The 18,659-nt window shown below is 53.7% G+C and carries 19 protein-coding genes; 13 read left to right on the plus strand and 6 right to left on the minus strand.

Going from position 1 to position 18,659, the window contains the following annotated elements:
- Nucleotides 1–98: 98 nt before the first annotated feature.
- The 3 genes from PHC90_11710 to PHC90_11720 all read right to left on the minus strand — a co-directional run bounded on the left by PHC90_11710 (nucleotide 99) and on the right by PHC90_11720 (nucleotide 2,478).
- Entirely contained in the window at nucleotides 99–1,058 is a 960-nt protein-coding gene (locus tag PHC90_11710) for a TAXI family TRAP transporter solute-binding subunit (protein ID MDD3847011.1), read from the minus strand.
- A gap of 128 nt (nucleotides 1,059–1,186) precedes the next feature.
- Nucleotides 1,187–1,723 (minus strand): hypothetical protein, encoded by a 537-nt coding sequence (locus tag PHC90_11715; GenBank protein MDD3847012.1) that lies wholly within the window; start codon nucleotides 1,721–1,723, stop codon nucleotides 1,187–1,189.
- A complete protein-coding gene (locus tag PHC90_11720) occupies nucleotides 1,720–2,478 on the minus strand; it encodes an amidohydrolase family protein (protein MDD3847013.1) in 759 nt (252 codons plus the stop codon). The genes PHC90_11715 and PHC90_11720 overlap by 4 nt, the downstream gene beginning before the upstream one ends.
- Nucleotides 2,479–2,534: 56 nt before the next feature.
- Between PHC90_11720 and PHC90_11725 the strand changes: the two genes are divergently transcribed.
- The 3 genes from PHC90_11725 (at nucleotide 2,535) to PHC90_11735 (ending at nucleotide 5,711) form a co-directional block, all read left to right on the plus strand.
- Entirely contained in the window at nucleotides 2,535–2,960 is a 426-nt protein-coding gene (locus tag PHC90_11725) for an NUDIX hydrolase (GenBank protein MDD3847014.1), read from the plus strand.
- A 223-nt stretch (nucleotides 2,961–3,183) separates the two neighbouring features.
- Nucleotides 3,184–4,854, plus strand: a complete 1,671-nt coding sequence (gene ilvD / locus PHC90_11730; GenBank protein MDD3847015.1) for a dihydroxy-acid dehydratase — start codon at nucleotides 3,184–3,186, stop codon at nucleotides 4,852–4,854.
- 23 nt (nucleotides 4,855–4,877) lie between these two features.
- On the plus strand, nucleotides 4,878–5,711 hold the full coding sequence (locus PHC90_11735) for an aldo/keto reductase (protein ID MDD3847016.1): 834 nt from the start codon (nucleotides 4,878–4,880) through the stop codon (nucleotides 5,709–5,711).
- Between the two features lie 8 nt (nucleotides 5,712–5,719).
- On the opposite strand, the gene PHC90_11740 is transcribed toward PHC90_11735, so the two are convergent.
- Nucleotides 5,720–7,321 (minus strand): MFS transporter, encoded by a 1,602-nt coding sequence (locus PHC90_11740; protein ID MDD3847017.1) that lies wholly within the window; start codon nucleotides 7,319–7,321, stop codon nucleotides 5,720–5,722.
- A gap of 108 nt (nucleotides 7,322–7,429) precedes the next feature.
- Complete coding sequence (locus PHC90_11745) at nucleotides 7,430–7,831, minus strand: hypothetical protein (GenBank protein MDD3847018.1); 402 nt, start codon at nucleotides 7,829–7,831, stop codon at nucleotides 7,430–7,432.
- A 240-nt stretch (nucleotides 7,832–8,071) separates the two neighbouring features.
- Here PHC90_11745 and PHC90_11750 point away from each other — a divergent pair, with 240 nt between their 5' ends.
- A complete protein-coding gene (locus tag PHC90_11750) occupies nucleotides 8,072–8,404 on the plus strand; it encodes a hypothetical protein (protein ID MDD3847019.1) in 333 nt (110 codons plus the stop codon).
- A 149-nt stretch (nucleotides 8,405–8,553) separates the two neighbouring features.
- Nucleotides 8,554–9,924 (plus strand): FAD-linked oxidase C-terminal domain-containing protein, encoded by a 1,371-nt coding sequence (locus PHC90_11755; GenBank protein MDD3847020.1) that lies wholly within the window; start codon nucleotides 8,554–8,556, stop codon nucleotides 9,922–9,924.
- Nucleotides 9,925–9,987: 63 nt separating this feature from the next.
- On the opposite strand, the gene PHC90_11760 is transcribed toward PHC90_11755, so the two are convergent.
- The gene (locus tag PHC90_11760; GenBank protein ID MDD3847021.1) at nucleotides 9,988–10,728 is read right to left on the minus strand and encodes a lytic transglycosylase domain-containing protein; all 741 of its coding nucleotides are present in this window, start codon (nucleotides 10,726–10,728) and stop codon (nucleotides 9,988–9,990) included.
- Between the two features lie 144 nt (nucleotides 10,729–10,872).
- Here PHC90_11760 and PHC90_11765 point away from each other — a divergent pair, with 144 nt between their 5' ends.
- The 8 genes from PHC90_11765 to PHC90_11800 all read left to right on the plus strand — a co-directional run.
- Nucleotides 10,873–11,904 (plus strand): hypothetical protein, encoded by a 1,032-nt coding sequence (locus tag PHC90_11765; protein ID MDD3847022.1) that lies wholly within the window; start codon nucleotides 10,873–10,875, stop codon nucleotides 11,902–11,904.
- Nucleotides 11,901–12,752: an NAD(+)/NADH kinase gene (locus PHC90_11770; protein ID MDD3847023.1), complete on the plus strand. Its 852-nt coding sequence runs from the start codon at nucleotides 11,901–11,903 to the stop codon at nucleotides 12,750–12,752. Before PHC90_11765 ends, PHC90_11770 begins: the two co-directional genes overlap by 4 nt.
- A gap of 3 nt (nucleotides 12,753–12,755) precedes the next feature.
- On the plus strand, nucleotides 12,756–14,357 hold the full coding sequence (recN, locus tag PHC90_11775) for a DNA repair protein RecN (protein MDD3847024.1): 1,602 nt from the start codon (nucleotides 12,756–12,758) through the stop codon (nucleotides 14,355–14,357).
- Nucleotides 14,354–14,815, plus strand: coding sequence for an N-acetyltransferase (locus tag PHC90_11780; protein MDD3847025.1), 462 nt, complete (start codon nucleotides 14,354–14,356; stop codon nucleotides 14,813–14,815). The genes recN and PHC90_11780 overlap by 4 nt, the downstream gene beginning before the upstream one ends.
- Before the next feature lie 108 nt (nucleotides 14,816–14,923).
- Entirely contained in the window at nucleotides 14,924–15,178 is a 255-nt protein-coding gene (locus tag PHC90_11785; protein MDD3847026.1) for a type II toxin-antitoxin system HicB family antitoxin, read from the plus strand.
- Nucleotides 15,179–15,481: 303 nt separating this feature from the next.
- The gene (locus PHC90_11790; protein ID MDD3847027.1) at nucleotides 15,482–16,795 is read left to right on the plus strand and encodes a TldD/PmbA family protein; all 1,314 of its coding nucleotides are present in this window, start codon (nucleotides 15,482–15,484) and stop codon (nucleotides 16,793–16,795) included.
- Nucleotides 16,796–17,085: 290 nt separating this feature from the next.
- The gene (locus PHC90_11795; protein MDD3847028.1) at nucleotides 17,086–17,964 is read left to right on the plus strand and encodes a MarR family EPS-associated transcriptional regulator; all 879 of its coding nucleotides are present in this window, start codon (nucleotides 17,086–17,088) and stop codon (nucleotides 17,962–17,964) included.
- Between the two features lie 7 nt (nucleotides 17,965–17,971).
- Nucleotides 17,972–18,659, plus strand: a 688-nt coding sequence (locus tag PHC90_11800; protein MDD3847029.1) for a hypothetical protein, incomplete at its 3' end; no start/stop codon positions are given.

Here is an 18,659-nt window from a genome sequence, read left to right on the forward strand (position 1 = left end):
TTTTCAGATAGAGTCTGCGGATAATAAAAGAGGAACCGGTGTTAACCGATTCCTCTTGCCTAGTACATTCCAGGTATTGCAGCCATTGTCTGCGCCGTTTACTTTAGCACGCCTATCTCTTTGTAATACTTCAAGGCTCCGGGATGTATGGGAATCGGGCTGTTCTGGGCGGACGCCTTTGGTGTGGTATATTCCGCGATCTTATGTGTGTTGACAAGTGTTTTTTTGTTCTCGAAGACCGCCTTTGTTACCTTGTATACCAGGTCCTCCGGGGTATCCTTGTGGCAAACGACGGAGTTCCAGACCGATACGGAAAGGACCTCTTCAGTCTGCCCCTTGTACGTATTTTTCGGTAAGGTGATACTCCCATAGAACGGATAGGTCTTGACCACCTTATCCACCTCTTCTTTCGTGAAAGGAATGAAGCGCAGCCGATGAGTTGTAGAGAGGTCAATTACGGAAGATGTTGGAGGTGCCACGTCCCAGATACCGACATCAATAATGCCATCCTTCAGTTGTGTCGAGTTCTCGGAAAAAGACAGCCTGTAGACCTTCATATCCGAATACTTTACGCCGAGTAAAGGGAGGATGAGGTTCGTCTTGTATTCCGTTCCGCTGCCCGGCGCGCCTACGGAAACCTTCTTTCCTTTCAGGTCGGATATCTTCTTCGCAGGGTACTTCTCCAGGGTGACGATGTGGTAAACGTGGGGATACATCTGAAATACCGTCCGAATACTGTCTACCTTATGCCCTTTGAACTTGCCGTCGCCGGTGTATGCCTGATAAACCGTATCGTTCATCGCGAGGGCGAAGGTCACATCCTTCTTTGCGACGAGGCGAATGTTTTCGACGGAAGCCCCTGTAACCTCGGCCGTCGCTTTTACGTTAGGAACCTTCTGGTTGATTATCTCGGCAAGCGTCCCTCCATACGGATAATAAACCCCGCCGGTACCACCGGTAGCCACGACGATCCTTTGCTTTTGTTGTGCATCAACCCGTTGCGTGAGAGCGAATATCAGTACGAATGCGAAGACGAAAAGGCATACCTTTTTCCCCATAACAACACCCCCTGATTAACTTTTTCTGATGAATAATTATCTTATGGTATCCAGTTGTCCCCATTGTTGTCAAACTAAAAATGAGCACGCCGCAATACCCTTTTGAAGGGAGAGCTAATTGCAGGATGTTATTGATGTTTGTTGCCTCCAGGCGGGAATGGGGCCGGGAATCTGCAAGCCCGACCGTAAGACAGCAGCTTCCAGGACAGAAAACGGTACAGCGGAGGGTTTTGCACCTCGACAATAAAATGGGTGTTCTTCCGTTCTCCCAGTGCACCAACGGGGACGCCGTTGAGCATAAGAGAGAAATCCCGGCCCTCCGTGTTGAAGATCCTGATTGTGGACCATTTGCCGTGGGGTGCGCTATCAGCAATGCCGTAGTATTCCCGGACCCCTTGAGAATCGCTGACCACTTTTGTCAGCACCAACTGGCTGTCCCGGACCTCAAGGTGCTCATCAACCCGTGCGTCATATATGGAATTGATGTGTGAGATCACCACTCTGTCACCGTTCCCGACGGATGCGATATGCACAATCCCTTCTTCATCGGTGCGGATCACGACACAGCGGACGTCGATCAATACGAGGACGGAGGCACAGAGGAAGATGACACAGAAGAGTGCAATGGCAAACCCGGTCTTGCGGTGGTTGCCATTGATTTTCAAAGTGGAAGCCGGGCCAGCCTTATGGCGTTTTGTGAAAGAATAAGTTCCTTGTCGCGGCTGCCGAGGGACAGTCCGGTGATCTTTGAAAGCTCGCCTTTCATGGTGCCGAAAGGGACATCGGAACCGAAGAGAACACGCTCGGGGCCTATGGTGCGGACGAATTCGGAGATCATATCCCTGGAGCCGAGGGCCGTGTCGAAGTATATGCCACTGTTATTCCTGAAGGCATTCAGAAAATCGAGGGGGTGACCTCCCAGGAGACCCAGGTGGGGAATGATGAGGGTCACCCCGGGAAACATGTCGGCAAAGGTTTTCGTGAACTCCAGTTCTTCCTCGAATATGACGGGCTTTCCGGTCTTACGGATCTTTTCCACGAGCCCGGGGAGCGCGGCATCCTGAAGGACGCTGTAGTTGGAGGCTGAATCCTGGCGGCCTCTCATCCAGTGCCATTTACCGCCAAAGTAGGCCCCCGGCAGGGGATCGAAGCCTTCCGTATCGTAGTTCTCCCTGATATAGTGGTAAGGGAAGAAGCTTTCGATGCGTCGGGACTCGTCGAGGAGCCGGACGTTGATCGCGTTGTTTTCGATTGCCGTTGAAGGGAAGGGTATGATAATAACGTAATCGACGCCGGACTCTTTTTGCTGACCCAGCAGTTCGGAGGTGGTGACGTCGATACCCATCGAAAGAGAGGGGCCCCAGTGTGAATGGCTGTCGATGACAAGATCAAGATCCATGGGTGATTTGATGATTACCACATGGGGCGGTCTTTGTAAATATTTATCGGGGAGGACGATGTGAACGAGGAGGCTCGATGATGGATACGCTGAAAACCCCGCTTTTGACGGTTGATGTCATCATACGTTACCAGGGCGGGATCGTTCTTATCGAACGGAAGAACCCGCCCCCTGGCTGGGCCCTGCCGGGGGGCTTTGTCGATGTGGGCGAATCCGTCGAGGAGGCGGCCGTCAGGGAAGCCAGGGAAGAGACGTCACTCAACGTGAGGCTCATCGAACAGTTTCACGCCTATTCAAGCCCGAATCGTGACCCCAGGTTCCATACCGTTTCCGTTGTGTTTATCGGCGAAGGAGCAGGAGCGCTCGAAGGCCGCGATGATGCCCGCAAAGCCGCCGTCTACACTGCCGCCGACCTGCCGGATGTCATGGCCTTCGATCATGGACAGATCGTGAAGGACTATTTCCGATACCTTGAAACAGGTCTCAGGCCGACCCTCCTTTAAACCCCGGATGTCATGGCTGTCAGAGATCACGATTCAAAGACACGGACCTGATGATCGATGCGCGTTTCTCCGGACATTCTTCGGGCGTGCTCGTTTATGGCCTGCATCCGGCAATATTATATTGCAAAGTGTCTTCCTCTGTAATAATCTTGTGTGTTTGATAAAAATGCGTGTTGGCCGTGTTATTTAGCAACGATATAGTCTCGTCGAAGGGGAGGTTCCAATGAGGTCGGATAGAATGAAAAAAGGTCTGCAAAAAGCACCGCACCGCAGCCTTTTCGGTGCAATGGGATATTTAAAGGAGGAACTCGCCAGACCGATCATCGGGATTGCCAGTTCCGCTAACGAGGTCATCCCGGGACACATACATCTTGGAAAGATTGCGCAGGCCGTCAAGGACGGTGTCAGAATGGCCGGCGGAACACCCATGGAATTCTCGACGATCGGTATTTGCGACGGCATAGCGATGAACCATGAAGGCATGAAGTATTCTCTTGGGTCTCGCGAACTGATCTGCGATTCCGTTGAGGTTATGGCCAAGGCCTATCCCTTCGATGGCCTTGTGCTGATCCCAAATTGCGACAAGATCATCCCCGGGATGATGATGGCGGCCATGCGCCTCAATATCCCCAGCATAATGATAAGCGGGGGACCGATGCTGGCGGGACGTTTCAGGGGAAAGCCGGTGGACCTCATATCCGTTTTCGAGGGGGTGGGGAAGGTTGCCGGGGGTCTCATGGACGCCAAAGAGCTTTCCATGCTCGAAGAGTGCGCCTGCCCAGGCGCGGGATCGTGCAGCGGCATGTTCACTGCAAACTCCATGAACTGTCTCTCCGAGGCACTGGGCATCGCGCTTAAGGGAAACGGAACGATACCGGCCGTCCATGGGGCGAGAATAAGGCTTGCCAAGGAAACGGGCATGACCATCATGGACCTTGTCAAGACAGGATTGAAACCGAGGGACATAATGACCCTCGATGCATTCAGGAATGCCATTTCCGTGGACATGGCATTTGGAGGTTCGTCAAACACGGCGCTGCATCTTCCGGCCATTGCCCACGAGGCCGGTCTTGACCTCCCCCTTGCCCTCTTTGACTCCATGTCCGAAAAGGTCCCCCATATCTGCAATATGAGCCCGGCGGGGCCCCATCACCTGGAGGAACTCAACGAGGCGGGTGGTGTTTTCGGGATAATGAAGGAACTTTCCCGCAGGAATCTCATCAAGAAGTCCTGCATCACCGTTTCAGGAAGGAAGGTATCCGACCTGCTTAAGGGTGCCGACGCAACAGACCGGGATGTGATCCACACCATCGAGAACGCATATCACGAGAAAGGCGGTCTCGCGGTGCTTACGGGTTCTCTGGCGCCGCAGGGGTCGATAGTGAAACGCATCGGGGTCAGCGAGAGCATCTGGCATTTCGAAGGGAAGGCGCGTGTTTTTGCAAGCGAAGAGGATGCAGGCAAGGCCATCATGGAAGGCAAGATACAGGCGGGCGACGCTGTGATCATCCGTTATGAGGGGCCGAAAGGCGGTCCGGGAATGAGGGAGATGCTCACACCGACCAGCATTCTGGCGGGAAGAGGGCTAGACACGTCCTGCGCCCTCATCACCGATGGAAGGTTTTCCGGGGGCACCCGTGGTCTGTGCATCGGGCACGTATCGCCGGAGGCCGCCGAGGGCGGACCCATTGCCCTTGTCAGGGATGGAGACATCATTGAGGTCGACCTCGTGAAGAAGACCATCGACCTCAAGGTGGGAAGGGGCGAACTCGAAAGACGAAGAAAGGCCTGGAAAAGACCAAAACCGAAGATAACGCAGGGTTATATGGCACGCTATGCCAGGATGGTCACCGGTGCTGCCGGCGGGGCCATTTTCAAACCCGACAGCGACTGAGAATTAACGAAAGGTTTCGTACAGTGGAAAAACGCACGCTTGGCAGAACAGGATTCGGGGCGACCATCATGGGTCTCGGCGGGGAAGGTCTCCTGCGCACCCATGGACGGGACAGGGAAGCCTACGCGCTCATCAACAAGGCGCTGGACCTGGGTATAAACTACTTCGAATCGGCCCGCGCCTATGACGGCAGCGAGGAGTATTACGGTAAGGCGCTCAGGGAGCGCAGAAAGGATATTTTCCTGACAAGCAAGTCCCACGCGAGGACCAGGGACGGCGCCCTTGCGCATCTTCACGAGACGCTTCGAAACATGAAAACGGACCATCTCGACCTCTGGCAGATACACGATGTCAGGACGATGGAGGATGTGGAGGAGATCTTCGCCGTCGGAGGGGCGATCGATGCCTTCATAGAGGCAAAAGAGACAGGCTTGACCCGTTTCATCGGGGTCACAGGGCACCAGAGCCCTTCGATAATAAAGGAATGCATGATGCGTTTTGATTTCGATACGATACTCGTTCCTGTCAATCCCGCGGAAGCGTCACAAAAGGGCTTTCTCGAGGAGATGATACCGCTTGCGGAACAAAAGGGCGTGGGCATCATCGGCATGAAGATATACATACACGGTTTCACGTCAAAGCTTACGTTCTATACGTCCATGGAGTCTTTTTTCCGCTACGCCCTCTCTCAGCCAATCACCACCGCCGTCATCGGCTGCGACAATCTTGAACAGCTTGAACAGAACGTCTATTTCACCCGGTCCTTCAAAGCGATGGATTGGGAGCATCAGGACGGTTTCGTGGATGCCGTCGCCCCCTATGCACGGGAGCTCCTGTATTATAAAGAAACCAGGTAACCCGTCTCTTACTTTTCCCTCTTCACCGGTTGTGCTACGAAGTGTTTTATTGTGACGGGTTCACCATCCCTTTGGCATGAGCGGACGATGTCGACCACCCCGCCGTCGGAGGCCGTGAACCGTTCCCGCTGGCGCAGGTATTCTGCCCACGACTGAACTATGAAGGATTCGATGAACCGGAGATCGTTCCCTGCTTCCCTGAAAAGGTTCCAGCGGAAGGCGCCATCGCGCATTCTGATGGTTTTTAGAGAACCCATGGCGGCAACAAATGCATCGAGATGGTTGGGGTCGATGGAATATTCAGCGACGACGAGAATCGGCCCCTCATGTATGTCCGGTTCCGCCTCACCGGAGAAGTGCGGCCAGTGCTCTGATGGTGTGAGGTCAACCCCGTGCGGTTCGGTCAGGCGCCTGTGAGACGTGATGAGAAGGCCGAGGGCGGCACAGAGGGATGTAAAGATCAGGGTCCGGGTGATACCGAAAAATGACGCCATAAACCCCCAGAGCGCGCTGCCTGTTGCAAAGGGACCGAAGAAAGCAAGCATGAAGACAGACATGACACGACCTCTCACCCATGAAGGGACTATGGAGAGTATTGCCGTGTTATAGGTCGATATCAGGGTGAGCCAGGCCATACCGCCGGCCAGAAGGGCCGGCGCGGTGAGGAAGAATGTTCCCGAGAAGGAAAGGACCCCGATTGATGCGGCAAAAAGAAGCGTGGCAAGGCTCGAAAGGGGCTTGAATCTCAGCAGCTGACCGGCATGGGGAAGCAGGATGGCGCCCAGAAGGCCGCCTATGCCGAAGAAACACAGAAGCAAACCGAAACCTGAAGGGTCGAGGTTCAGGCGGACGCGGGCAATGATGGGAAGGAACGTCCAGAGTGAACTGCCGAAAAAAGAAAAGATGCCCATGCGGATAAGCACCGTTTTTACCTGGGGCACGTTCCTGACATAGCGGACCCCGGTCCTGATGGCCCCCACGAAACGTTCTGCCGGGAGCGTCTGCTCCCGCTTCGCGAATCTCAAATGCAGCACTGCGAAGATCACGCCCGTGAAGGACAGGGCGTTGACGAAAAAGACCGAGGCGGGACCCGCAAGGGCAAGCAAGAGACCTCCGAAAACGGGACCTGCCACGCGGGCAATGTTGAAGGCGACGGAACCGAGAGTGACGGCCGATTGGAGACGGTCGCGAGAGACCAGTTCCGGGATGATCGATTGCCAGGTGGGCGCGTTGACAGAAGCCGCTGTGCCCAGGATGAACGTGAGGAACAATATCGTGACAGGCGTGACGATCCCCGCGAGCGTGACGATCCCAAGGAAGAGGGCGGAAAGGAGCATAACAAGCTGCGCGCCGATGAGCAGTTTGCGCCTGTCCAATATATCGGCAAGGGCCCCCGCGGGCAAGGCCATGATAAAAAAGGGCAGCGTCATCGATGTTTGCAGCATGGCAACCATGAACGGCGACAGGGTCATCGACGTCATGAGCCACGCGGTTCCCGTTTCGTGCATCCATGAGCCGACGAGAGACGCAATATTGGCCAGCCAAAGCACCCTGAACATAGGTTCCCGCAAGGCGCCCCAGATGCTCTTTTGCTGGATGTTTCCTGTCATGGACTGCACCAGGTGTCAGCGCGAAGAACTTCGTAATGAACGAGACCGCACCGTCTCTTCATGATATTGATGCCGATATGGTTTGCACGGGATTTTCTTTGTTCATCCCTAGAAGTAGAATTTCAGGAAAGGCAGGGCCTTCGTAGAGTTGTACTCTTCTTTGCTGAGTTTTGAATCGCGGTTAAAATCAAGCTGATCGCGCCTTTTGAGGGCGGCTGCATAGAATTCATCGGCATTGACAACACCATCGCTGTTCTTGTCCATGAACTTGAATTCCTTCACCGCCTCCGGGTGTCCTTTTGCGGCGAATTCGTTCATATCCATCTTGCCGTCCATATTTGTGTCATACTCCTTGAACTTCGATCTCACCGCAGAATCGTATTCGCTGCCGTCGATCACCCCGTTCTTGTTCCTATCGGCCTTGCTGAAGGAATTGGGGTCGGCATAAACGTTCCAGGTCAGAAGCATTACGGCAACGAACAAAAGTATTAATATAATGATCTTTCTCATTCCGCCTCCCGGACTCCAATGAAAATAACCTGTCAGGGCATGAAAATGCAAATGGAAAAAGACGGGTCATGGGTTACGTGTCATAGGCAATGGGGAGGTGAGCGTTCGACGGTATTGTCGTACCCGGTTTCATGACATCGACAAGTTGTGCGTGTATAGACGCGGGCTGTCCCCTCTGCCGGCGCCGTAAATCCTTGTGATATCTCGTGGTTGATGGAAAACGGGGAAGCGGCACAGCACTTGCTTTATAAAAGGGCAAAAAGAAGGATGGAGGGTATGATGAAGAAACTGGTTGTTATGCTGATGGTTGGAATAGCAGGATTCGTGTTGTTGGTTCCGTCGTTTGGCCATTGCGACCCTTCGTGGAAGCGCGCTCCCTACAGAACGAAGTATGTTGCGGTTCGGGATTACGGCCCTGGTTACCACAGGCCGGCTCCGGTCCGCTATCAGCAGAGGAATGTCTACCGCGTGGAGCGACACGACGGTGACAGGAGCGGACAGGTGGCAGTGGCGGTCCTCGGCGGCATAGTAGTGGGGACACTCCTCGGAACGGTCATAGCTCAAGGAAGATAGAGAAAAAGGCAGGGATCAGGGGCACAGAGAGATAAAGAGAAGCTGTCTGGCCCCTTGTTCCCTATCGCTTGCCCCCCATTTCTTCATGAATATCTCACAATAATGTGGTATTATTTCACGCTGGAAATAACCTGAAGAAAGAGGATCGCGTGGAAAGTTCGGTCATTGATGAGATACGAAAGATCGTCGGCAAGGAGAATGTTACAGACTCCCTGGAGGAGCGGCAGTGTTATTCCTACGATGCGAGGACCGATGGCGTCATCCCGGACCTCATCGTGCTCCCTTCATCTGCTGAAGAAGTCTCCGGCATACTGAAGCTTGCCAATCACCATGGTTTTCCCGTCATCCCGAGGGGGCAGGGCACCGGTCTGACAGGCGGTTCCATACCTCTGGTAAAGGGTGTTGTCCTCGTCTTCACGCGAATGAATCGTATCCTCGAGGTGGATACGGAAAATCTCATAGCCGTCGTCGAACCGGGGGTCATCACATTCAACCTTCAGCAGGAAGCGGCGAAGCACGGTCTTTTCTATCCGCCCGATCCCGCTTCGTACAAGTATTCAAGCATAGGCGGGAACGTGGCGGAATGCGCCGGCGGGCCCAATTCTCTCAAATACGGTGTGACACGGGACTATGTAATAGGGCTTGAGGTAGTGGCGGCGACGGGCGAGATCCTCAATACCGGGGTCAGGACAATGAAGGGAGTCGTGGGCTACGATCTCACACGGCTATTCGTGGGGAGTGAAGGCACCCTGGGGGTGGTCACGAAGATAACCGTCAAGTTGATACCTCTTCCCGAGGCGAAAGCCACGATCCTCGCTCTTTTCAATGAAGTCGAGGAAGCTGCGCGCGCCGTGTCGGCCATAATAGCGGCCAAGATCATCCCCTCCACGATAGAGTTCATGGACAGGGCCTCCATCCGGTGCAGTGAAAAGGCATCCCCAATGGGCATACCCGAGGAGATTGGCGGCTTGCTGCTCATCGAGGTCGACGGCAACGAAGAAGCGGTGGCTCCGCAGGTTGAAAAGGTGAAGAAGATCCTCGTGGGTCAGAAGGTTGTGCGGTGCGATGTTACCCGCGACCCGGCGGAAGCGGACAAACTCTGGCAGGCCCGGCGTGTCCTTTCGCAGGCGACCTACAATCTCAATCCCGTGAAGATAGCGGAAGACGTCGTGGTTCCCCGTTCCCATATCCCCACGTTGATCCGAACGCTCGAGTCACTTGAAAAGAAGTACGGGATTCCCATCCTGAGTTTCGGCCACGCCGGCGATGGAAACTTCCATGTGAGCATCATGATAAAGGACACGGTTGAAGACCGCCATAAGGCGGAAGAGGCGGTCAGGGACATCTTTGCCGAAACCGTTCGCCTTGGCGGGACGCTTTCGGGGGAGCACGGCATCGGCACGTCGAAGGCGGCCTACCTCGATATGGAACTTTCACCCGAGGTCATCAGCGCCATGAAGTCCATCAAGGCTCTTTTCGACCCCAACAACATCTTGAACCCGGGAAAGATATTTAAATAGACTTTTCCCAGCGCTGGCCGAAGTCCGCGAGCGGTCTTGTTGCTATCACTTCGAAAGTTACGGCTAATCTTCTTCGGGTTCGGGGAGAACCTCGGAGATCTGGCGATACTCACGCATGACCTTTCTGGTGAAAGAGGTGGTCTTTGCCGCGCTCTGGCTGGCAGGTTTTCTAACTCTTGCGGGGCCGGCGTTATAGGCGTGGAGAGCCGATACGATGTTATCGAACATGTAGCGCAGCTTGGATAGGTAGCTCACGCCCATCTTGATGTTCTTTTCAGGTTCGTGAAGGCACTTTGCCCCCTTGACCTCGACTCCGGATTCCCGGGCTATGATCCGTGCGGAAGAAGGGATTATCTGCATAAGCCCGCGGGCGCCGCGCCTGGAGATCGCCCCGTTCTTGAAGTTACTCTCGACCTTCATGACAGCAAGGATAAGACGGTAGTCAAGGTCGTACCTCTTCGATTCATCATAAACGGTGTTGGCGATGATCCTTATTCTCTCTTCCGGGGCCCCCGGTCTGCGTTCCTTGAGAAAAGTGATCGTCTTTTCTATGATCGCCGACTTCTCGGTCCCTTCATCCTGGAGGAACATACCGGCAACCGGCTTCTTAGCCCCTTCATCCTGGAGGAACATGCCCGCAACCGGGTTTCCCGCATCTTCATCCTCAAGGGGCGTGCGGGCGGAAGAAAAGGTGTGTGTCGTAAAGAAACCCCCGGCAAAGAGGATCGCTACGAGAATGATAGATAATCGTTTGCTCCAATTCATGTGTATTACATAGCCCATGTCGGATGTGTATGTCAACATGTTTTATGCGGTTCAGGACACATAAGTAGTGGAAAGAATAGAGGAAAAGATGTAACGAACGTGGGTGAAAAATTGCACGATATTTCAGTTTCCGGCAACAATCCGACGTTTGACATAGCCTCGTCCATTTGATACAGATGTTACATGAAAAAAAGGATATTTTTCGAGGCTGACCTTGCGACGACCGCGATGGGTATTCTTCCCCATGAAGATGTCGACGAAGCCCTTAGGCTTGCCCTTTCCCTTGATATTCCCTTCTGGCCGCAGCTTCCCAGAGTTTCCTTTTTTGAAGACATGTATGTTCAGGCTCTGGAGAGATTTCCCGGCGTTGCTCTCGATGAAGCCGCCGGCAGGTGCCATATAGACACGCGGCGGTTCTACGATGAGCTGGACACTTTCTTCGCACACGAGGACGACCTTGGCCGGTTCACGCTCTCCGACAGCCATTCCATGGTGTACCGCCGTTTCCTGGGTCGTGACCTTTCCCGGTATATCGCCGTCCATGGACAGGTCATCAGCCCGGTAAGCCTTGCACTAAAGATTGTAGATGAGAATGGAAAGCCGATAGTTTATAATGATGACATACGTACCGTTGCCTTCTCGTTCATCCAGAAAAGGGTCAATGCTCAGTACAGGGAGTTGGCCGCCAGGAATGAGCATGCGTTTGTCTGGATAGATGACCCGGGTCTGGAATTTATCTTTAACGCCATGAGCGGCTATGATCATATTAAGGCCAGGGATGAATTGCATGAGTTCTACGAAGGCGTCGAGGGCCCGCGGGGCTTGCACCTGTGCGGAAATCCCGACTGGGATTTTCTTCTTTCTCTTAACATTGAGATCATTTCATTGAATGCCTACGGGTTTGGTGATATCTTCGTCAACTATGACGGGGTGAAGAATTTCATAGAGGGGGGCGGGACGATCAGCTGGGGCATCGTCCCTACATATGAAGAGGAGTTTGCAAGGGAAGATGCCGGGACCATGGCGGACAGGCTCGAGACGATGTGGAAACCGCTGACGGGAAGGGGGATGGCCTTGTCCGAGATAGCGGCGAGGAGCATGCTTGCGCCTGCGACCTGCAATCTTCTCAATCCCGACAGGACGGAGACGGTCGAAAGGGCTTTTCGCCTCCTCGGTGAGCTATCGGGCCGTTTGAAGGAAAGGTACATTGCATGAAGACGATCCATATTGTTTGTAAACGCGAGAAGAGAGATGCGCTGGAGATCGCCGGCGAGATCGTGAGACGCTTCGGCGATAGGAGCAAGATCGTACTGGAGGAAGAGGCGGCAGCCCAGATCGGGCATTGCGAGACCTTCGAGATGGAGCACGTTGGTGAAGGGGCCGACCTCATAGTGGTCCTTGGCGGGGATGGAACTCTCCTTTCTGTTTCACGCTATGGCAAGGGCTCCGAGGTTCCCATAATAGGTGTCAACCTCGGAAGTCTTGGCTTCCTCACGGAGACATCCATCGAGGAGTTTGCAGCGACCCTTGAAAAGGTCTTGAGTGGAGACTTCAGTATCTCGAAGAGGATCATGCTTGACGTCAGGGTCAAACGCGAAGGCGACCCCATATTCGATATCACCATTCTTAACGATGCGGTCATCACCAAGGATGCCCTGGCGAGGATCATCGATATCGAGACATACGTGAACGAGGAGTACCTGACAACATACAAGGCCGACGGGCTCATAGTATCGACGCCCACGGGATCGACGGGTTACTCCATGGCGGCCGGAGGGCCCCTCATCTATCCCTCGCTGACAAATCTCATCGTCACTCCCATCTGTCCCCACACGTTGACAAACCGCCCCATTATCCTGCCTGAATCCGTCGTGATAAGGGCAGTCCTGAAATCGATGAACGAAAAGGTCATACTGACCCTTGACGGACAGGTCGGTTTTCCCCTCGAATACGCCGACGAGGTCACCGTGAAGAAGTCAGGCCACGCCGTGCACCTCGTCAAATCTTCATCGCGGGGGTATTTCGAGATATTGAGGACAAAACTGAAATGGGGTGAACGGTAGAGGATGCTGACCTATCTGGGCGTCAAGGGTTTTGCCATTATCGACGAACTCAGGATCGAGTTTGGCGAGGGGTTTAACGTGATAACCGGTGAAACGGGCGCAGGCAAGTCCATCGTCATCAACGCCCTGGCCACGCTCATGAACGCGAAGTCCGCCCCGGACGCGGTCAGGTCCAGCGCCTCCCAGGCCGAAGTGGTGGGTCATTTCGCAAGCGGCGACGATGAGTATATCCTGAAGAGGGTCATAGGGAATTCCGGCAGGTCACGGGCCTTTCTGAACGAGGAGCCCATTACCCTCGCAAGGATGGAGGCCCTGGGCGGCACGCTCATAAGCGTCTATGGACAGAACGAGTTCCAGCACCTTCTGGATAAGGAGAACTACACGGGGATCCTGGACAACCTTCTCGGCCTTGGCCTGGAAAGGGAAAGGCTTGCCGGGAAGGTGGATGAGCTGAAGAAGGCGAATGCCGAGCTTGCCTCCAGAAAGAAGGAGGCGGAAGGAAAGGACAGGGAAATGGAACTCCTCGAGTTCCAGGTGGAAGAGATAGAAAAGAAGAGCATCGGCGAGAACGAGGAAGAGAACCTCAGGGAACGGCTGAAGGTGCTCAAGGGTGCGGAAAAGATTGCCAGGGTCTTCGAGGAAATGACCGACGGCCTTGAGGGATCGGAGCAGTCAGCCCAGTCGGTTCTCAAGAGATATTCCGCGATGCTCAAGGCCCTGGGTCCCATTGATGCAATGGAGGCCTTGAGAAAGAGGGTGGAAAATATATCCTACGAGATCGAGGACCTTCTGCTGGAGATGCACGGCATCAGCAGAACACTGGTCTTCGATGATGAGGAAATGATGAGAGTGGAAGACCGGCTCTCGGAGATATTCAAGCTCAAAGACAAGTACGGCAATACCTGCGAGGAGATAGGATCCTTCCGCGAGGGGGCGCAGGAGAGGCTCGTCTACCTCAAGGGGCTCACAGGAGATATCGATGCTCTTGAGAAAGACAGGAAGCACCTGGCCGGGGAGGTGGAAGAGATGTCGATGGCCCTCTCGGAGAAGCGAAAAAGAGGGGCACCCGGGATAGAAAGAACGATCATCGACGAACTGGGCTTTCTTTCCATGAACGGGCTTCAATTCGAGGTGCTCATAGCAGACAAAGGCCATGTCGACAGGGATGGACGGGACGACATAGAACTCCTCATCTCCACGAATCCCGGCGAACCCCTGAAGCCCTTGAGAAAGATAGCTTCGGGGGGCGAATTGTCAAGGATAATGCTTGCCATCAAGAAGGTGGTCGGCGGTGAGGAGGAAAAAGCGCTCATCTTCGACGAGGTGGATGCCGGTATCGGGGGCAGGGTGGCCGACATGGTGGGGCGGAGGCTGAAGGACCTCGCAGGAGTGCACCAGGTGCTCTGCATAACCCATCTTCCGCAGATCGCGGCCTATGGAGACCGGCACTTTCTTGTGGAAAAGCAGGTGATAGAGGGCAGGACGAGAACGGCGATACGGGAGCTTGCGCCGGAAGAGAGAGTGCAGGAGCTTGCAAGAATGCTTGGGGGGGCCACCATCACAGACACAACGATCAAAAGAGCCCGGGAGATGCTCCAATTATGATCAGAAAAGCGAAAGTGGAAGACGTGAAGAAGATACACCAGCTGATCAACCAGTCCGCGTCGCGAGGCGAGATGTTGCCGCGGTCCCTTGGCGAGCTTTACGATAACCTGCGGGACTATTTCGTGCATGTGCATGAGGGCAAGGTCACAGGCACGGGGGGCTTGCATATCTGCTGGGAACACCTTGCTGAGGTCCGTTCGCTCTGTGTTGCCGACATCGCGCGCAAGCAGGGTGTGGGAAGGGCGCTCGTGGAAGCCTGCGCGGAGGAAGCAAAGACCTACGAAATAAACAAGCTGTTCCTCCTTACCTATCAGGTGGAATTCTTCCAGAGATGCGGTTTTGTCGTGACCGATAAGAAGGTGTTCCCCCAGAAGATCTGGTCGGACTGCATCAAATGCGCCAAATTCCCGGAATGCGATGAAACGGCGATGATACGGGAGATAGGGAAGTCGGCATGAACCGCCTGGCAGCCTGTCGATGGACACTGTCTTGATACTATTTCGCCAAAGGGATATAATGTCCACAATTATGGTAATTTCAATGAGATTCGAAAGAGGTGAGTCCCGGTGAAGCACAAGGATCTGGAAGGATTACAACACACTATCAAAGCATTCATCAGAAAGGGCGAAGGTTATTATATAGCCGAGTGTCTGGAGATTGCTGTGGTGACGCAGGGAAAAACTCTCGATGAAACCGTAGCCAATCTCGCGGAAGCTGTGTCCCTCCACCTGGAGGGGGAAGATCTGCGGGAATTCGGTTTGGCCCCCAACCCGACGTTGATCATTACCATGGAAGTTGAACCACTCGCTGATGTCGCCTAAGCCCAGACGTTTTTCCGGAAAGGACCTTGTCTCTATCCTCTCGCATTTTGGTTTTGCAGTGTGTTCTCAGAGAGGTAGTCATGTAAAGTTGCGCAGGGTAAGTGAGACTGGAGAAAAGCAGACCCTCACAATACCGATGCACGATGAGCTTGATACTGGCACGCAGCGAGCAATCATGAGACAGGCGGGGAGGTATATACCTGAAGAGTTGTTACATCCCTATTTTTACGGAGAGTGAGTGGAAGAGTTGTGGGTCGGGCATTATCGGCCCAGGGTTGTTGGGGTTCAAAGAGGTGGCGTCTAATGGACAAGAGAAACGGGATAAAAAACATATTCGATGAAATAGCCGGCAGCTTTGATGGGTGTGAGCTTTTTTACTTGAACGAAAAAGTGAGGAAGATCGAGGCCAGGGATGGCGAGATCTGTGCGGCGGAATTCAAGGAAGAAGAAGGTTATGCATTGCGCGCTATAAAAGACGCGCGGCCGGTCTTCGCTTACACCTATGACCGGGATGACCCGGCCGGAAGACTCCTCGCCAATGCGCAAACCCTGCTGCCCGTGATGGAGAAGGATGAAGACAGGCTGTTCGCTCCGTCCTGCGAGGGATATCCTGCTTCGGACCTTCGCGATGGATCGGGACTTGCCGCAGGCGACGATGAGAAAAGGTCAATGCTCATAGACATGGAGAAGACGATCAGGGAACACGACAGCAGAATAGCCGCTGTCAGAAACTGCGAGTTTCAGCAGATCGAATTCGAAGCGGCGCTTGCCAATTCAAACGGTCTTTTTATAAAAGGGGAGAAGAATCTTTTCATCTATTCGGCGATGGCCGTCGCGGCTGAGGACAACGAGGAAGTGTCATGGTATGACTGGCGCTGGGATCATAGCCTGAAAGGCGTCGATGCAAGGCGGATGGGCCTCGATATAGCGGAGAAGGTCGTCTCTCTCCTGTTTGCGAAGCAGATACCCACGGGTGTATATGAAGGGATACTGACCCCCCGCGCGGCATCGGATCTTCTTGGCATCCTCTCGGAATCCTTTCTTGCCGAAAGCCTTTTCAAGGACAAGACACAGTTGAAGGGCAAGGAAGGCACGCGTTGTTTTGCGGAAGGCCTTAAGATAATAGATTCCGGAATGGCCGGCCCCGATGCGTTCGCCTTTGACGGGGAGGGCGTGCCGTCCCTCGACAATACCGTTGTGGACAATGGAACCTTTCAGACCTTTCTCTACGATACATATTTCGCGAACAAACTGGGAAAGACCTCCACAGGCAACAGCGTCCGAGGCGGCCTCAAGAACCCTCCGAAATGCGGTCCCCGGGGTATGTATATAGAAAGGGGTTCGCGGGACATATTGCAGTTCATCACCAGGGGGATCATCATCGAGGAGTTGATGGGAACTCATACGGCGAATCCCATCACGGGCGATTTTTCCGTCGGCTGCCTGGGCTATGTCTGCAATGCCGGTGCAAAGAAGCCCTTTCAGGGCGTCATGCTCTCGGGAAGCGTGTTCGACATCTTCAATAACATTAAAGAAACAGGTACAGACCTGACTTTCTATGGTTCTGTCGGCTCTCCGTCGATCTATGTGGAAGGGCTGAAGATAAGCGGAATGTGACAGGAGAATGTTTCGGGTTTCACGTTGAAGGCTGGAGTGGATCGATATCCCCGGACGACTGAAATATTGAGAGAGACTCCTTCATCCCCACAACTTGCAGTCTGTAACCTGTAACCCGTTACTGGTTAACGGTTAGCCGCATTTCCCCTCACTCATAAAATCCTTGACATATCAAAAGGTAATTGCGATGATGTATCTGTTCAGGGGTTGAACACATTAGCCATCGGTACAATTCATTGTGAAAGTCTCAACAGCGATGGCGGTAGCTTGCCCAAAATCGTGTCATCGTCATGAATGAATCCCAGTTTAGAACGCTGCGCCAGCTTTCTTCTGAAAGCGAGATATCCCAGAGGGATCTGTCGAAGAAGATAGGTCTCAGCCTGGGGAGCGTCAACTTCATTTTGAAGGAACTGGTCAAAAAGGGGTTCGTCAAGGTCCAGCGTTTCAAGAATTCCAATAACAAGGCGGCGTACATTTACGTCCTGACACCGAAAGGAATAAACGAACGGGTTCGTCAGACCCAATATTTCCTTCGCCTCAAAATGGAAGAATATGAGAAGCTTCAGAAAGAGATCGACGACCTGAAAGAGGAAAACGTGCGTCTCGACAGGAAGGCGGGCGCAAAGGGCGCGTTAAGGCCGGCGGTGTTCCTCGATCGCGACGGTACCATCATGGTGGATGTGGGGTATCCCAAATATGCCCGGCAGGTAAAGCTCATACCGGGCGTTGCGAGTGCCCTTAAGGAATTTCAGGAAAAAGGGTTTTTGATCATAATAATAAGCAACCAGTCAGGTATCGGAAGGGGCTACATGACCCGGAACCAGGCTGAGAGCGTTCATAAAAAAGTTGTTTCACTCCTCGGCGATTCGGGCATAGAGATCGACGGCGCCTATTATTGCCCCCATGCCCCAGCCGACGGGTGCGATTGCAGAAAACCGTCTCCTGCGATGCTCTTCGATGCTTCGAGGCAATTCGGTATCGACCTTTCCCGGTCCTTCATGATCGGCGACAGGGATGTCGATATCGAGACGGGAAAGAACGCGGGGTGCAGAACGCTTCGCCTGCGCGCGGGAGCCGACGAGACGCCGGGGCCGGTCATCGCTGACTATGAGAATGACAACTGGGATGGATTGGCTCGGTATGTACTTGACAGTCGGGACCGGGACTGAACCAAATATGCTATTCGACAGGAATAAATTGACGATCAGGTCGCTGCAGGAAAGGGTCCACGACCTCAACGTGAGCGTTGTCCTGCCCCTCGACAGTAATATCGAGTGGGATCATCCGGGGATCCGGGAAACGGCGCGGCATATCGTCAAGGCGAAGCAGGGGCAAAAGAACATTGTTATGATGGTAGGTGGTCATGTTATCCGTTCCGGAGTCCAGAGATATATCATCGACCTTATGGAGAAAGGGTATATTACATGTTTTTCCACAAACGGCGCAGGTATGATCCATGATTACGAATTTGCCCTTATAGGCGCTACCACCGAGAGTGTGGCGCGCTATATCAAGGAGGGGCAGTTCGGTCTGTGGAAAGAGACCGGCGTGATCAACGACATCATCAACGCATCTCACAGAGAGGGCCCCATCGGTATGGGAGAGGCCATAGGGAAGGCCATCCATGAGGGTGATTTTCCCTACAAGGATATCAGCATCTTTGCGGCATGCCATCGTCTTCATATACCGGCCACGGTGCACATAGGCATCGGCTACGACATAATCCATGAACATCCGAACTTTGACGGAGCAGCCTCAGGCGCTGCTTCATACAGAGACTTTTTGAAATATGCCGAGATCATCAGGAATATAGACAGAGGCGTCGTGATGAATTTTGGCAGTGCCGTTATGGCTCCCGAAGTGT

It is taken from the genome of Syntrophorhabdaceae bacterium, assembly GCA_028698615.1.
GTDB lineage: Bacteria > Desulfobacterota > Syntrophorhabdia > Syntrophorhabdales > Syntrophorhabdaceae > Delta-02.

Excerpts from the sequence above, each read along its gene's own strand:
- PHC90_11710 (MDD3847011.1), bottom strand. The coding sequence starts at position 1,058 with ATGGGGAAAAAGGTATGCCTTTTCGTCTTCGCATTCGTACTGATATTC.
- PHC90_11725 (MDD3847014.1), top strand. The coding sequence starts at position 2,535 with ATGATGGATACGCTGAAAACCCCGCTTTTGACGGTTGATGTCATCATA.
- ilvD (MDD3847015.1), top strand. The coding sequence starts at position 3,184 with ATGAGGTCGGATAGAATGAAAAAAGGTCTGCAAAAAGCACCGCACCGC.
- PHC90_11740 (MDD3847017.1), bottom strand. The coding sequence starts at position 7,321 with ATGACAGGAAACATCCAGCAAAAGAGCATCTGGGGCGCCTTGCGGGAA.
- PHC90_11745 (MDD3847018.1), bottom strand. The coding sequence starts at position 7,831 with ATGAGAAAGATCATTATATTAATACTTTTGTTCGTTGCCGTAATGCTT.
- PHC90_11760 (MDD3847021.1), bottom strand. The coding sequence starts at position 10,728 with ATGTTGACATACACATCCGACATGGGCTATGTAATACACATGAATTGG.
- PHC90_11765 (MDD3847022.1), top strand. The coding sequence starts at position 10,873 with ATGAAAAAAAGGATATTTTTCGAGGCTGACCTTGCGACGACCGCGATG.
- PHC90_11770 (MDD3847023.1), top strand. The coding sequence starts at position 11,901 with ATGAAGACGATCCATATTGTTTGTAAACGCGAGAAGAGAGATGCGCTG.
- recN (MDD3847024.1), top strand. The coding sequence starts at position 12,756 with ATGCTGACCTATCTGGGCGTCAAGGGTTTTGCCATTATCGACGAACTC.
- PHC90_11780 (MDD3847025.1), top strand. The coding sequence starts at position 14,354 with ATGATCAGAAAAGCGAAAGTGGAAGACGTGAAGAAGATACACCAGCTG.
- PHC90_11790 (MDD3847027.1), top strand. The coding sequence starts at position 15,482 with ATGGACAAGAGAAACGGGATAAAAAACATATTCGATGAAATAGCCGGC.
- PHC90_11795 (MDD3847028.1), top strand. The coding sequence starts at position 17,086 with ATGAATGAATCCCAGTTTAGAACGCTGCGCCAGCTTTCTTCTGAAAGC.